Raw genomic sequence first — 12194 nt, 5'->3', positions numbered from 1 at the left:
ACAAGAGGAATTCGTACAGCGGTGTTCGAGATGAGGAGGCGGTCGATGGCGGTGACCACCAGGCGTGCGGACGCGCAGCGCAACATCGCGGCGATCCTGACCGCGGCGGCGGAGTGCCTGACCCGCGATCCGGCCGCGAGTACGTCGGAGATCGCGAAGGCGGCCGGGGTCGGACGGGTGACGCTGTACGGTCACTTCCCGTCGCGGGCCGAGCTGGTCGACGCGGTGTTCGTACAGGCGATCGCTGGTGGCGAAGAGAGGCTCGCGCAGGTTGATCTGACCGGCGATCCGCGCGAGGCGCTGGCCCGGTTGATCGAGTCGAGTTGGCAGCTGGTCGACCAGTACCGCGCGCTACTCCTCGCGGCACAGGACGCGCTGCCGCCGGGCCGGGTGCAAGAACTGCACGCCGACCCGATGGCGCGGGTGGAACGTCTTCTGGAACGCGGTCGCACCGAAGGCGTCTTCCGCAGCGACCTGCCGACGTCGTGGCTGGTCAGCGTCATGCACAACGTGATGCACGGCGCCGCCGGCGAACTCCAGGCCGGCCGCATCACCTCAGACCAGGCCGCGCCGTACATCACCGCGACCTTGTTGGGCGCGTTTGCTCCTGTCTGACTACTCCAGCCAGATCGTCTCGAAGGTCGGGTTGGCGTGGATGTGGACGGCTTCGTAGCCGCCGGGGCCGGTGCGGAACTTGTGCGGGGTATCGGCGGGTACGACGAGGATCTGGCCGGCCCGGCCGACGATCTCCTCGGTGCCGACCGTGAACGTCGCCGTACCGCGGCGGATGATGAACGTCTCGGCGTACGGATGCTTGTGCAGCCGCGGCCCGGCGCCCTCCTTCGTGGTCGACTCGAGAATCAACGACACGCCAGCCCCACCAGGCAACTGGGTGTAATTCTCGGTCCACTCCTCCCCGTCGTCCCGCCCGTCGGCCCGGTTGATCACCGCGGCCCCCGATTTCGCGATCTCCGTCATGCCACCCTCCTCGGTAGACCTTGTCACGGTAGCCTCGCCGGAGGTCCTTTCAAATCCCTTTCACCCCTGTGCACGTTAGCCTCGGGCCATGGAGCTGACCCGGACTTTCTCGGCGGAGCAGTACTCGCGTGCGCTCGATTCCTGGGCTTTCCTCGACCTTGGCGGGAAGGCGCCGGCGTTCACCTCGCCGTTCGGGGACGTGTTCTTCCAGGCAGCCGACGGGTTCTGGTGGCTGGACACGCTCGAGGGCACGCTCACCCGGCCGTGGGCGACCGCGGACGAGTTGCGCGCCGAGCTGAACACCGAGGACGGGCAGGACCAGTACCTGCTGGCCGGGTTGGCCTTCGGCGCGGAGAGTCGTGGCGTCGTACCGGGGCCTGATCAGGTGTACTCGTTCACGCATCCTCCGCAGCTCGGCGGCGAGCTCGCGGTCGGCAACATCGAGGTGCTGGACTTCGTGGTGTCGCTGCACATCCTCGGTCAGATCCACAGCCAGACCCGCAACCTGCCGCCTGGTACGCCGATCACCGGGTTCAGCGTCAGCTGATCCGTTTAAGGTGTGGCGCATGCCGTTGTATTCGTTTGAAGGTAAGCGTCCGACCGTGCATCCGGAGGCGTGGATCGCACCGACTGCCACGCTGGTGGGGGATGTGGTCGTGGAGGCGGGGGTGTCGATCTGGTACGGCGCGGTGATCCGGGCCGATCTGGGGACGATCACGATCCGCGCGGGGGCGAACATCCAGGACAGCACGGTCATTCACGTCGGGCACAACGGCTGCGAGATCGGGCCGAACGCGACCGTCGGACACCAGTGCCTCATCCACGACTGCACGATCGGAGAGCAGGCTCTCGTCGGCAACGGCGCGATCGTGCTCGATGGGGCAGTCGTCGGCAAGCGCTCGCTGGTAGCGGCCGGCTCCACAGTCACGCCCGGCGCCGTCATCCCACCGGAATCGGTCGCGATGGGCAGCCCCGCGAAGAAGATCGTCCCGCTAGAAGGCACCGCCAAACTCTTCGTCGACCACAACGCCGCCGTCTACCACGCCCTCGCCGAACGCCACGCCGCCACCATCGAACAGGTAGAAGAATGATCGACGAGTTCGCCAAGTCCTACCTCCACGACGAACTGCGCTGGGTGCGCGAGTCGCTCCTGTCGACACTCGACGGCCTCCCGGAGTACGACGTACGCCGTCCACTCACCCGAACCGGCACGAACCTCCTCGGCCTCGTGAAGCACCTCGCCCTCACCGAGGCCCGGTACTTCGGGGAGATCTTCGACCGCCCGTACCCGGAGCCGATCCCGACCTTCGACGACCCCGGCTACGCGAACCACGACCACATGTGGGTCCGCGAACACGAGTCCCGCGCCGACGTGATCGCGGCGTACCAACGCGCCTGCGAGTACGCCGATACCACCATCGACGCCCTCCCGATCGACGCCCCCGGATTCGTCCCGTGGTGGCCGCGCCCCAACGTCAAACTCCTCAACATCCTGGTCCACGTAGTAGCCGAAACCAACCGCCACACAGGCCACGCCGACATCCTCCGCGAACAACTAGGCGCCCCCACCGGCTCACCAGACGTCGACTGGGAAGCCCACCACCACAAGATCGAGCAAGCCGCCCGCACCCACAGGTCGTGAGCGTGCAGCTCGACAGGACGTATATGTCCACTTGGCCCGCGGCTCACGCTCAGTCGATCGAGTAGTCCCTCGTAGTGGACGTATACGTCCTGTCGACCTGCACGTTCACGGGCGCCAGTGGTAGCGGCGTTCGGGGCGGCCGGTGGTGCCGTAGCGGAGGGTTACCTGGGCTTGGCCTTGGGTGCAGAGGAACTCCAGGTAGCGGCGGGCGCTGACGCGGGAGATGCCTACTTTTTCGGCGCATTCGGCAGCCGAGAGGTTCTCGGGCGTGGTGCGGAGGGCGGCGGTGACCAGGTCGGTGGTTTCCTGGCTGAGGCCCTTGGGGAGGCGGTTGACGGTTGGGCGGGCGGGCGCGAGGACCCGGTCGACGTCGGCCTGGGAGGTGACCTCGTCGGGGACGCTCGCGCGGCGGCGGGCGTACTCCTGCAAGCGAACCCGCAGATCCTCAAAACCGAAGGGTTTCAGCAGGTAGTTGACGACCCCTTGGCGTACGGCGCCACGGACCGCGTCGGCCTCGCGGGCCGCGGTGATGACGAGGATGTCGACATCCGGTTGTACGGCGCGCATGCGGCCGATCAGCTCGATGCCGAACACGTCTGGCAGGTAGAGATCCAGCAGCACCAGATCAGGGCGAAGCTCGGACAACGCCGCGACGGCCTGATCGCCGGAGTTCGCCGTACCGACGACTTCGAAGCCTTCCACGCGATCCACGAATCCGCGGTGGATGCGGGCGACCATGAAATCGTCGTCGACGACGAGGACCGTGATCATCGGGCTCCCTCGGGCGTGCGCTGGGCGGACATGCGGGCGACGAACGCCGCGCCGCCGTCGGAGTTGTTGGTGACCGCGACCTCGCCGCCGCGCCGGCGGCAGATCAGCCGGGTCATCGCGAGACCGATCCCGCGCTCACCCTCGGCCGCGGCCTTGGTGGTGAACCCGTGCGCGAACACCTCCTGCGCAAGCTCGGGCGCCACCCCCGGACCGGAGTCGCGGACCACGATCTCCACGCTGGTCGCGTCCTGTCGCAGTTCGACCTCGACCCACGCGGGCGACAGCGGCGTACCGGACTGGGCCGCGGCGTCGATCGCGTTGTCGACGAGGTTGCCGACCACCGTCGCCACGTCGGCGGACAACGCAGGGTCGAGCCGCAGCAGCGTCGTACGTTCAGACACGCGGAGCTCGACGCGGCGTTCGGCCGCGAGGGAGGACTTCGCCATCAGCAGGGCGGCGACCGCGGTGTCGTGGACCCGCCGGGTCACGGTCAGGTCGAGCGACTCACGGTACCGGTTGAGCGCACCGACGTACCTGACAACCTCGTCGTACTCCCCGATCTGGATCAGCCCGGAGATCGTGTGCAGCTGGTTCGCGAACTCGTGCGTCTGCGCCCGCAGCAACTCGGCGGACGAACGGAACGACCCCAGCTCCCGCTCCAGCTGCGCCAGCTCGGTCCGGTCGCGCAACGTCGTCACCGACCCGAGCGACCGCCCGTCCTTCGTGACCTCCATCCGGTTCATCACGAGCACGCGCCCACGCCGTACGACGACCGCGTCGCGCGCCTCGTCCTCGCCGGCGAGCACGTCGCGGAGCCGGCCCTCGATCCCGAGATCGTCCAGACTCCGGCCGACGGCGCTCGCAGGCAGGTCGAGCAGCCGGCGGCCGACATCGTTCACCAGTGTCACGCGCAAATGGGGGTCCAAGGCAACGACTCCCTCGGCCAGCCCGTACAGCATCGCCTCCCGGTGCTCGGCGAGACCGGCGATCTCGCGCGGTTCGAGCCCGAGCGTCTGCCGCTTGATCCGGCGGGCCAGCAACCACGACCCGAGCAGCCCGAGCACACAGGCGATTCCGAGATAGATCGCCAGGTACGACGATGCGCCGCGCAACCGTTGCCAGATCGTCGGAGCCTGCTCGCCGACCATCACGGTGCCGATGTGATCGCCGAGCGTCCCGTCCGGACGACCGCTCGAATCCGTGCCCTGGCTGAGCACAGGGACCTGTGAGACCAGCTCTTTCCCGTCTCCGAGGCGCAACTCGCCGGACCAGCCACGGCCTTGCGCCACCCAGGGATCACCGAGTGTCAGTGAGCTGCCGATCGTGGTGGGGTTCGTGGCAGCGATGATCCGACCCTGGGCGTCGGCGACCGTGATCGAGGTGACGCCGGACTGCGTCAACGTTGTCTGGAGCAACGGTGCGAGGACCTCCGCCGGGGCGGGATGGCGGATGCCGAACCGGAGCGTCTGGCTCCCGGAGAGCTGCTCGGCCAGCGCGGTCACCCGACGGCCCTCGACCCGGTTGAACGTGGCGGCGGACTGGGCGAGTGAGACCGCGGCGACGGCGACGAGCACGACCACGACGATCGCCAGTTGCAGCACCAGCAGCTGCCCGGCCAAAGTCGGACGTTTCCCGAGCCTGACGGCCATCTTCACCTCCCATAGGTCCTGCCGCATGATCACCGTTGCAGCGCTGGAGTGCCACACTTCACCCAGATTCCGCCTGTGACCACAATGAACTCAACCACCGCTGCGGCCACAATGCAGACGCCGTACCCGCTGGAGGTCCACGATCGTCGCCACCTGATCCCCATCGAAAAGGACACCTCCATGAGGCCGATGCTCTGGGTCACCACAGCAGTGCTCGCGCTGGTCAGCGCGACCGCCTGCGGCGCGACCGCGGACAAATCCGACACGAACGCCGACAGCGGCAAGCCCGCGACCGGGCTGCGGCTGATGGTGCCGAACGCGGCCGGCGGCGGGTACGACACCACCGCCCGGGTCGCCGCGAAGGTGATGGAGGACGCGAAGATCGCGACCGGCGTCCAGGTGTTCAACCTGCCGGGCGCCGGCGGCACGGTCGGCCTGCAGCGGGTCGTGAACGAGAAGGGCAACGGCAAGCTCGCCATGCAGATGGGGCTCGGCGTGGTCGGCGCGACGTACACCTCGAAGTCGAAGGCGACGCTCACCCAGACCACCCCGATCGCCAAGATGATCGAAGAGGCCGGCGCGATCGTCGTACCGAAGAACTCGCCGTACAAGACGATCGGCGACCTGGTCACGGCCTGGAAGGCGAATCCGAAGGGGATGGCGGTCGGCGGCGGCTCGTCGCCGGGCGGGCCGGACCACCTGCTGCCGATGCAGCTCGCGCAAGCCGTCGGCATCGAGCCGAAAGACGTCAACTTCGTCTCGTACGACGGCGGCGGCGAGCTGCTGCCCGCGTTGCTGGGGAGCAAGATCGCCTTCGGGGCCAGTGGATTCGGCGAGTTCCTCGACCAGGTCCAGAGCGGTCAGGTGCGCGTACTCGCGGTCACGAGTGAGCAGCCGATCGAGGCGCTGAAGGACGTGCCGACGCTGAAGGGTTCCGGGATCGACCTGGTGTTCACGAACTGGCGCGGCATCGTCGCGCCGCCGGGGATCAGCGAGACGGACAAGAAGGTCTGGATCGACGCGCTGACGAAGATGCACGACTCCGCGGAGTGGAAGTCCGAGCTGGAAAAGCACGGCTGGACCGACGCGTTCGTGACCGGTGACGAGTTCGGCAAGTTCCTCACCGACCAGGACAAGGCCGTCGCCGACATCCTCACGAAGCTGGGCCTGGCGGCATGACCGAGGCCGCTGTCAGGCGGCCGGATCGTGCGCAGTACGGAGTGTGCGGGTTCCTGGCGGTGGTCGGCGTCCTGGTGATCGTCGACGCTGCCCGGCTCCAGCACATTGCCAACAGCAACGATCCGATCGGCCCGAAGCCGGTACCGATCGTCCTCGGGGTCCTGCTGCTCGTCGTCGCCGTCCTGTACGCCGTGGACGTGGCGCGGGGCGGGACCGGTGAGGCCGAGGAAGGCGAGGACGTCGACGTGACGTCCTCCGTCGACTGGCGCACCGTGCTCACGCTGATCGCCGCGTTCGTGGTCAACCTGGCGCTGATCGAGCCGCTGGGCTGGGTGATCAGCGGGACCCTGCTGTTCTGGGGATCGGCGTTCGCCCTCGGCAGCCGGCACCACATCCGCAACGTGTTCATCGCGGTCGCGCTGGCGCTGATCACGTTCTACGCGTTCGCGATCGGGCTGGGCGTCAACCTGCCGGCCGGCGTACTGCAAGGGATCTTGTGATGGACCTCCTTCAGGGATTTGCAGATGTCCTGACACCGATCAATCTGCTTCTTGCGCTACTCGGCGTCACCGTCGGTACGGCGGTCGGCGTACTGCCGGGCATCGGGCCGGCGATGACGGTGGCGCTGCTGCTGCCAATCACCTACGGGCTCGAGCCGGTGCAGGCGTTCATCATGTTCGCCGGCATCTTCTACGGCGGCATGTACGGCGGCTCGACCACGTCGATCTTGTTGAACACGCCAGGTGAGTCGTCATCGGTGGTGACGGCGATCGAAGGCAACAAGATGGCGCGCGCCGGGCGGGCCGCGCAGGCGTTGGCGACCGCGGCGATCGGATCGTTCGTGGCCGGCACGATCGGGACGCTGCTGCTCGTGCTGGTCGCGCCGCAGGTGGTGAAGTTCGCGATCAGTCTGGGTGCGCCGGACTACCTGGCGATCATGCTGCTCGCGTTCGCCGGTGCGACCTCGGTGCTCGGATCGTCCCGGATCCGCGGGTTTGCGGCGCTGCTGCTCGGGCTGGTGATCGGGCTGGTCGGGATCGACAAGGTGACCGGCCAGCAGCGGCTCACGTTCGGCGTACCGCAGCTTGCCGATGGCATCGATGTCGTAGTGGTTGCCGTTGGCATCTTCGCGGTCGGCGAGGCGCTCTGGGTCGCGGCCCATCTGCGGCGGAACCCGGGCACGGTGATTCCGGTCGGCCGCCCGTGGATGGGCAAGTCGGACTGGCGTCGTTCGTGGAAGCCGTGGCTGCGCGGTACGGCGTACGGGTTCCCCATCGGTGCGTTGCCGGCCGGCGGCGCCGAGATCCCGACGTTCCTGTCGTACGCGACCGAGAAGAAACTGTCCAAGCATCCGGAAGAGTTCGGGCACGGCGCGATCGAGGGCGTCGCCGGGCCGGAAGCCGCCAACAACGCGTCGGCAGCCGGGACGCTCGTGCCGATGCTCGCGCTCGGTCTGCCGACGAATGCGACCGCCGCGGTGATGCTGGCCGCGTTCACGTCGTACGGCATCCAGCCCGGGCCGCTGCTGTTCCAGCGGGAGCCGAGGCTGGTGTGGGCGCTGATCGCCAGCCTGTTCATCGGCAACCTGATGCTGCTGCTCCTCAACCTGCCGCTGGCGCCGGCCTGGGCGAAGCTCCTGCAGATCCCCCGGCCGTATCTGTACGCCGGGATCATCTTCTTCGCCTCGATGGGCGCGTACGCCGTGAATGCGCAGCCGCTCGACCTGTTGCTGCTTCTGCTGCTCGGGCTGCTCGGTTTCGGGATGCGCCGGTTCGGTCTGCCGGTGCTGCCGTTGATCATCGGCGTGATCCTCGGTCCGATCGCCGAACGGCAGGCGCGGATGGCACTGCAGTTGTCCAACGGCGATGCCTCCGGGCTGATCGGTGGACCGGTCGCTTATGTCATCTACGTGGCGATCCTGCTGATGATCGCTTGGCCGCTGATCGCCAGACTCCGCCGAAAAATCATGACGAAAGATGTCGTATATTCCGGCGGACAGTAGGGGCATGACGGATTTGCAGCGCGCCTGGCTGGGTGTGGTCTCCGCGGACCACACCCAGCGGGCGGTCGAGGGCGGTTTCATCCAGCTCAACCACGGCAAGCGGTACGGCGTCGCGCGCCTGCGTGAGGGCGACGGGTTCGTGATCTACTCGCCGACCGAGCGGTACGGCGAGAAGCAGCCGCTCCGCGCGTTCACGGCACTGGGCGTGGTCGCCGACGCAGCGCCGTACCAGGCTGAACCGATGAACATGGGCTCCCACGGCATCGTGCAGCCCTGGCGCCGGCGGATCGAGTTCCTGCCGGTGCGACGGGCTGACGTCAAAGCGGTCGAGCTCAGGCTGACTCAACAGCCGAACTGGGGCTACCAGCTCCGACGCGGCCTGGTCCCACTCGAGCCGGAAGATTTCGAGACGTTGCGGACGGCCATGTCAGTCCAGTGAAGTCCGCTGCGTAGCGAGTGGGATGAAGACCTGGTCGACGATCTCGGTCAGGGTTTCTGGGGAGACTGCGGTCGCGCCGTTGAGGGCGTACTCGTTGCGGAGCAGATCGACGGCGACGGTGGCCACGCGTGGAGTGAGCGCTTGTTGGCCGACTTCGCCACGGCTCGCTGCGCGGGCCACGACGGTCAGCCAGTGTGAGATGCCGACGCGGGCGACCTGGTCGCGGAGTTCACGCATCCGCTCGGGGTCGGAATGAATGTCGGCGAGGAGTTGGCGCAGGATGCGACCGACCGGAGAGGACATGCGGTCGTTGGCACGGGTGAGCAGCGCGAGCGCATCACCGCGCAGCGAGCCGGTGTCGGGAGCTGCGTCAGGTCCGGTCGGGAGCATCTGTCGGTACGCCGCGATGCACAGCGCGGCCCGACTCGGCCAGCGACGGTAGATCACGTTCTTCGCGGTGCCGGCGCGGGCGGCGACGCCGTCCATCGTCAGCTCGCGGTACCCGACCGCCGTCAGCTCCTCGACCGCCGCCTGCAGGATCGCCTCCTCCAGCGCCGCACCCCGTCGCCGTGTTGTCACGATACTCAGGGTATCTCATGACATTCGGCCTAATCCGGCTGGTCCCGAGCTTCTTAAGCTACTAGCAGTATCTTAAGAAGAAGGGATCTGATCATGCGCAAACAACTCACCGGTCTGCTCTGGGACGTCGGTCTCCCGCTCGTCGTCTATTACGCGGGCCGCATCCTCGGGTACGACGTACTCCCCGCCCTCGCAGCCGCCGCGGGCGCCGCACTGCTGCGGGTCGCCGTCATTGCCGTCGTACGGCGGCGCTTGAACGGGCTCGCTGCGTTTGTCGGCGGGACGTTCGCCGTACTGCTCGTCGTCTCGTTGCTCACCGGGGATCCGCGGATCCTGCTTGCCAAGGAGTCTGTCCTGTCCGGCGCGGCCGGGCTGTTGCTGCTGGGCTCCTGTCTGCTCGGGCGGCCGCTCGTCTACGCGATCGCCCGAAAAGCCAACGCCGGTAAGCCGGAACTCCTGGCAGAGTGGGACGACCGTTGGCGCACCCAACCAACGTTCCGCAAACACTTCGCCACCCTGACCGCAGTCTTCGGCGGCGTACTCCTCGCGGACGCGATCATCCGACTGGTCCTCGTCTACACCCTCCCCGTCAACACGATGGCCAACCTCTCCCCGGTCATGCACGTCGCCGCCCTAGGAATCCTCATCGGCTGGTCCCTCTGGTACCGCAACCACCGCCAGCGCCGCGCCGTCAGCACGACCTAGTCGGTCAGCCTGCGGGCGTCACGAGCGATGGCCTCGAGCTCTTCCGGCGAAAGGACCAGTGAGGTCTCGAGCGTCCAGAGACGTCGTCGCCAACCGCCGTTCTGGAGTTTGATGTGGACAACCAGGTGGTCTGGTCCTAATGCCGGTCGAGGACCGGGGACGACCTCGAGCCTCAGTGCGCTGCTCAGTCCCCACGTCATGGACGAATTGTTCAGCTCGTGCCACTGCGCGACGACCTGGTCGAAGAACTGCACCAGGCCGGCGTACTCGTGTCCCAGGTCGAGCCTGACCTTGGCGGTCACGTCGCGGTTGCGGAGTTCGGCGTTCAGGTAGCGGCGCTTGTCTCTGGGCACGAACTCCGGTGCGCTGTCCGGCGGCCACCGTACGGCGGTCAGCCGGAGATACTCAGGTGGCTTTCCGATCGTGATGAACTGCATATGGCCAGTGTCGCGCTATAGGTTCGGTTCATGGCGGCCGTGGGTGATGAGATCTCCGTGGGGGTTGCTCGGCGGATTGCCCTGGGGGCGCAGGGGTTTGGGGACGGGCGGCCCAAGCGGGGGGATGTGCGGGCGGTGCGGAAGGCGATCGGGCGGGCCGGCGTACTGCAGTTGGATTCGGTGAATGTGCTGACGCGGTCGCATTACCTGCCGGTGTTCTCGCGGGTGGGGAACTATCCGCGGACGACGCTCGACAAGCTGTCGTGGGGTGCTGAGCGGGAGTTGTTCGAGTACTTCTGGGGCCACAAGGCGGCGCTGATCCCGCTCACGGCGTACCCGTTGATGCGGTGGCGGATGCGGGCGGCCGAGCGGCAGGTGTGGGACAAGGAGCTGAGCCCGGACGTGACCGCGCCGTGGTCGGTGGTGACAGGGATGCGGCGGCTGACCGCCGAGCGCCCTGGGTACGTCGACCAGGTGCTGCGCCTGATTACCGAGAAGGGCCCGTTGACCGCGGGCGAGGCGAGTCCGGACGGCGTACGGCGGAAGCGCACCGACCCGGATCCAGACCCGGGTACCGGCCGGATGTGGAACTGGCAGGACGCGAAGATCGCGACCGAGTACCTGTTCGTGACGGGCCAGGTGACGATCGCGGGCCGCCGCCACTTCGAGCGGATCTACGACCTGACCGAACGCGTCCTATCCGCCGAGCTACTCGCCTCCCCCGAGCTCACCGCCGACGAGGCCCGCCGCGAACTGGTCCGGATCGCGGCCCGCGGCCTGGGGGTCGCGACTCTCAAGGAGCTCTGCGGAGGCAGCGGCCAGGCACACTTTCCGTTGCCCGCGGCAACCGCTCGGCAGGTCATCGGCGAACTGACCGACGCCGGCGAGCTGATCCCCGTCCGCGTCGAAGGCGTCAAACAACAGAGCTACCGCTGGCACGAGGCCAAAGACCGCCCCATCGACGGCCAAGCGCTCCTCTCTCCCTTCGACCCGTTGATCTGGAACCGCGACCGCACCCACCACCTGTTCGACTTCTTCTACCGCATCAGCATCTACACCCCAGCCCCACAACGAATCCACGGGTACTACGTACTCCCGTTCCTGCTGGGCGAACACCTCGTGGCCCGGGTCGACCTGAAGTCCGACCGCGGAACTTCGACCCTCGTGGTGCCGACCCTCACGCCCGAGCCCGATACCCAAGACCCCACCGATCCCCTCGCGGCCGAGCTCCAACTGATGGCGGCCTGGTTGGGCCTCGATCACATCGAGGTGACAGCAACCAGCCCGCTCGGTCGCGCCGTCGCTCGAGCAGTCGCCGATTAAGGCGCCGCGGCGCGAGCGAGGCTGTCCTCGATACGCTGCAGCACCACGAGCGCTTCGGCCTGTTCAGCTGGCGTCAGATCGCCGGTCGCACTTTCCTCCAGCTTGGCCCAGATGCGCTCGACCTCGTGACGCACTGACTGACTGGCCGGGGTGGGTTCGACAACCGTGGCGCGCTTGTCAGTCGCGCTCGGCTTGACCCGCACGAAGCCGGCCTGCTCCAGGCGCCGAACGGTCCGCGTCATCGTGGCGGAGTCGGAGCCGAGCGTCCGGACCAGCTCCGTCTGGCTCTGCGGACCGCGCTCCCACAGCTGCATCATCACCAGCTCCTGCCCCAGGCGCAGGCCGACGCGACGCAGCAGTTGGGCGGCGATCGTCCGGTGCAAGCGAGCCACTCGGACGATCGCGTTGGTGAGTGGTTCAGCCGGCATCGAGGCCGGCTGAGAGTTCTCCGAGGGCCCCATTCCACCAAGCATACCTGTTCGATCAGCCA

At 67.6% G+C, this 12194-nt stretch carries 16 protein-coding genes; 10 read left to right on the top strand and 6 right to left on the bottom strand.

What is annotated here, in order from left to right:
- Positions 1-45 precede the first annotated feature (45 nt).
- Positions 46-615, top strand: coding sequence for a TetR/AcrR family transcriptional regulator (locus tag ACQPYH_RS05865; RefSeq protein ID WP_432887680.1), 570 nt, complete (start codon positions 46-48; stop codon positions 613-615).
- Here ACQPYH_RS05865 and ACQPYH_RS05860 read toward each other — a convergent pair whose 3' ends face one another.
- Positions 616-978: a cupin domain-containing protein gene (locus ACQPYH_RS05860; protein WP_350849483.1), complete on the bottom strand. Its 363-nt coding sequence runs from the start codon at positions 976-978 to the stop codon at positions 616-618.
- 88 nt (positions 979-1066) lie between these two features.
- Here ACQPYH_RS05860 and ACQPYH_RS05855 point away from each other — a divergent pair, with 88 nt between their 5' ends.
- From ACQPYH_RS05855 to ACQPYH_RS05845, 3 genes are read left to right on the top strand one after another with little or no spacing between them, the layout of a single operon-like run.
- A complete protein-coding gene (locus ACQPYH_RS05855; RefSeq protein WP_432887677.1) occupies positions 1067-1525 on the top strand; it encodes a T6SS immunity protein Tdi1 domain-containing protein in 459 nt (152 codons plus the stop codon).
- Between the two features lie 19 nt (positions 1526-1544).
- Complete coding sequence (locus ACQPYH_RS05850; RefSeq protein WP_432887674.1) at positions 1545-2069, top strand: gamma carbonic anhydrase family protein; 525 nt, start codon at positions 1545-1547, stop codon at positions 2067-2069.
- Entirely contained in the window at positions 2066-2620 is a 555-nt protein-coding gene (locus ACQPYH_RS05845) for a DinB family protein (protein ID WP_432887672.1), read from the top strand. Before ACQPYH_RS05850 ends, ACQPYH_RS05845 begins: the two co-directional genes overlap by 4 nt.
- Positions 2621-2725: 105 nt before the next feature.
- On the opposite strand, the gene ACQPYH_RS05840 is transcribed toward ACQPYH_RS05845, so the two are convergent.
- The gene (locus ACQPYH_RS05840; protein ID WP_432887670.1) at positions 2726-3391 is read right to left on the bottom strand and encodes a response regulator; all 666 of its coding nucleotides are present in this window, start codon (positions 3389-3391) and stop codon (positions 2726-2728) included.
- Positions 3388-5040 carry an ATP-binding protein gene (locus tag ACQPYH_RS05835; protein ID WP_432887667.1) on the bottom strand — a complete coding sequence of 551 codons (1653 nt, stop codon included), beginning with the start codon at positions 5038-5040 and terminating at the stop codon, positions 3388-3390. The genes ACQPYH_RS05840 and ACQPYH_RS05835 overlap by 4 nt, the downstream gene beginning before the upstream one ends.
- 180 nt (positions 5041-5220) lie before the next feature.
- On the opposite strand from ACQPYH_RS05835, the gene ACQPYH_RS05830 reads away from it, so the two are divergent.
- From ACQPYH_RS05830 to ACQPYH_RS05815, 4 genes are read left to right on the top strand one after another with little or no spacing between them, the layout of a single operon-like run.
- Entirely contained in the window at positions 5221-6219 is a 999-nt protein-coding gene (locus ACQPYH_RS05830) for a Bug family tripartite tricarboxylate transporter substrate binding protein (protein ID WP_432887665.1), read from the top strand.
- Positions 6216-6719: a tripartite tricarboxylate transporter TctB family protein gene (locus tag ACQPYH_RS05825; protein WP_432887663.1), complete on the top strand. Its 504-nt coding sequence runs from the start codon at positions 6216-6218 to the stop codon at positions 6717-6719. The genes ACQPYH_RS05830 and ACQPYH_RS05825 overlap by 4 nt, the downstream gene beginning before the upstream one ends.
- On the top strand, positions 6719-8221 hold the full coding sequence (locus tag ACQPYH_RS05820) for a tripartite tricarboxylate transporter permease (protein ID WP_432887661.1): 1503 nt from the start codon (positions 6719-6721) through the stop codon (positions 8219-8221). The genes ACQPYH_RS05825 and ACQPYH_RS05820 overlap by 1 nt, the downstream gene beginning before the upstream one ends.
- Before the next feature lie 4 nt (positions 8222-8225).
- Positions 8226-8660 (top strand): EVE domain-containing protein, encoded by a 435-nt coding sequence (locus tag ACQPYH_RS05815; RefSeq protein WP_432887659.1) that lies wholly within the window; start codon positions 8226-8228, stop codon positions 8658-8660.
- On the opposite strand, the gene ACQPYH_RS05810 is transcribed toward ACQPYH_RS05815, so the two are convergent.
- Entirely contained in the window at positions 8649-9239 is a 591-nt protein-coding gene (locus ACQPYH_RS05810) for a TetR/AcrR family transcriptional regulator (protein ID WP_432887656.1), read from the bottom strand. The genes ACQPYH_RS05815 and ACQPYH_RS05810 overlap by 12 nt on opposite strands.
- A gap of 93 nt (positions 9240-9332) precedes the next feature.
- Here ACQPYH_RS05810 and ACQPYH_RS05805 point away from each other — a divergent pair, with 93 nt between their 5' ends.
- Positions 9333-9944: a VC0807 family protein gene (locus tag ACQPYH_RS05805; RefSeq protein WP_432887653.1), complete on the top strand. Its 612-nt coding sequence runs from the start codon at positions 9333-9335 to the stop codon at positions 9942-9944.
- Here ACQPYH_RS05805 and ACQPYH_RS05800 read toward each other — a convergent pair.
- Entirely contained in the window at positions 9941-10381 is a 441-nt protein-coding gene (locus ACQPYH_RS05800; protein ID WP_432887651.1) for a hypothetical protein, read from the bottom strand. The genes ACQPYH_RS05805 and ACQPYH_RS05800 overlap by 4 nt on opposite strands.
- Positions 10382-10411: 30 nt before the next feature.
- Between ACQPYH_RS05800 and ACQPYH_RS05795 the strand changes: the two genes are divergently transcribed.
- On the top strand, positions 10412-11704 hold the full coding sequence (locus tag ACQPYH_RS05795) for a winged helix-turn-helix domain-containing protein (protein ID WP_432887648.1): 1293 nt from the start codon (positions 10412-10414) through the stop codon (positions 11702-11704).
- Here ACQPYH_RS05795 and ACQPYH_RS05790 read toward each other — a convergent pair.
- Positions 11701-12132, bottom strand: a complete 432-nt coding sequence (locus ACQPYH_RS05790) for a MarR family winged helix-turn-helix transcriptional regulator (RefSeq protein WP_432887646.1) — start codon at positions 12130-12132, stop codon at positions 11701-11703. The two genes, ACQPYH_RS05795 and ACQPYH_RS05790, sit on opposite strands and share 4 nt — an antisense overlap.
- Positions 12133-12194 lie beyond the last annotated feature (62 nt).

The sequence above is a fragment of the Kribbella sp. CA-245084 genome, assembly GCF_050942355.1.
In the GTDB taxonomy this organism is placed as follows: domain Bacteria; phylum Actinomycetota; class Actinomycetes; order Propionibacteriales; family Kribbellaceae; genus Kribbella.
Note: the sequence above shows the minus strand (reverse complement) of the source record. Positions and strands in the feature narration are given on the sequence as shown.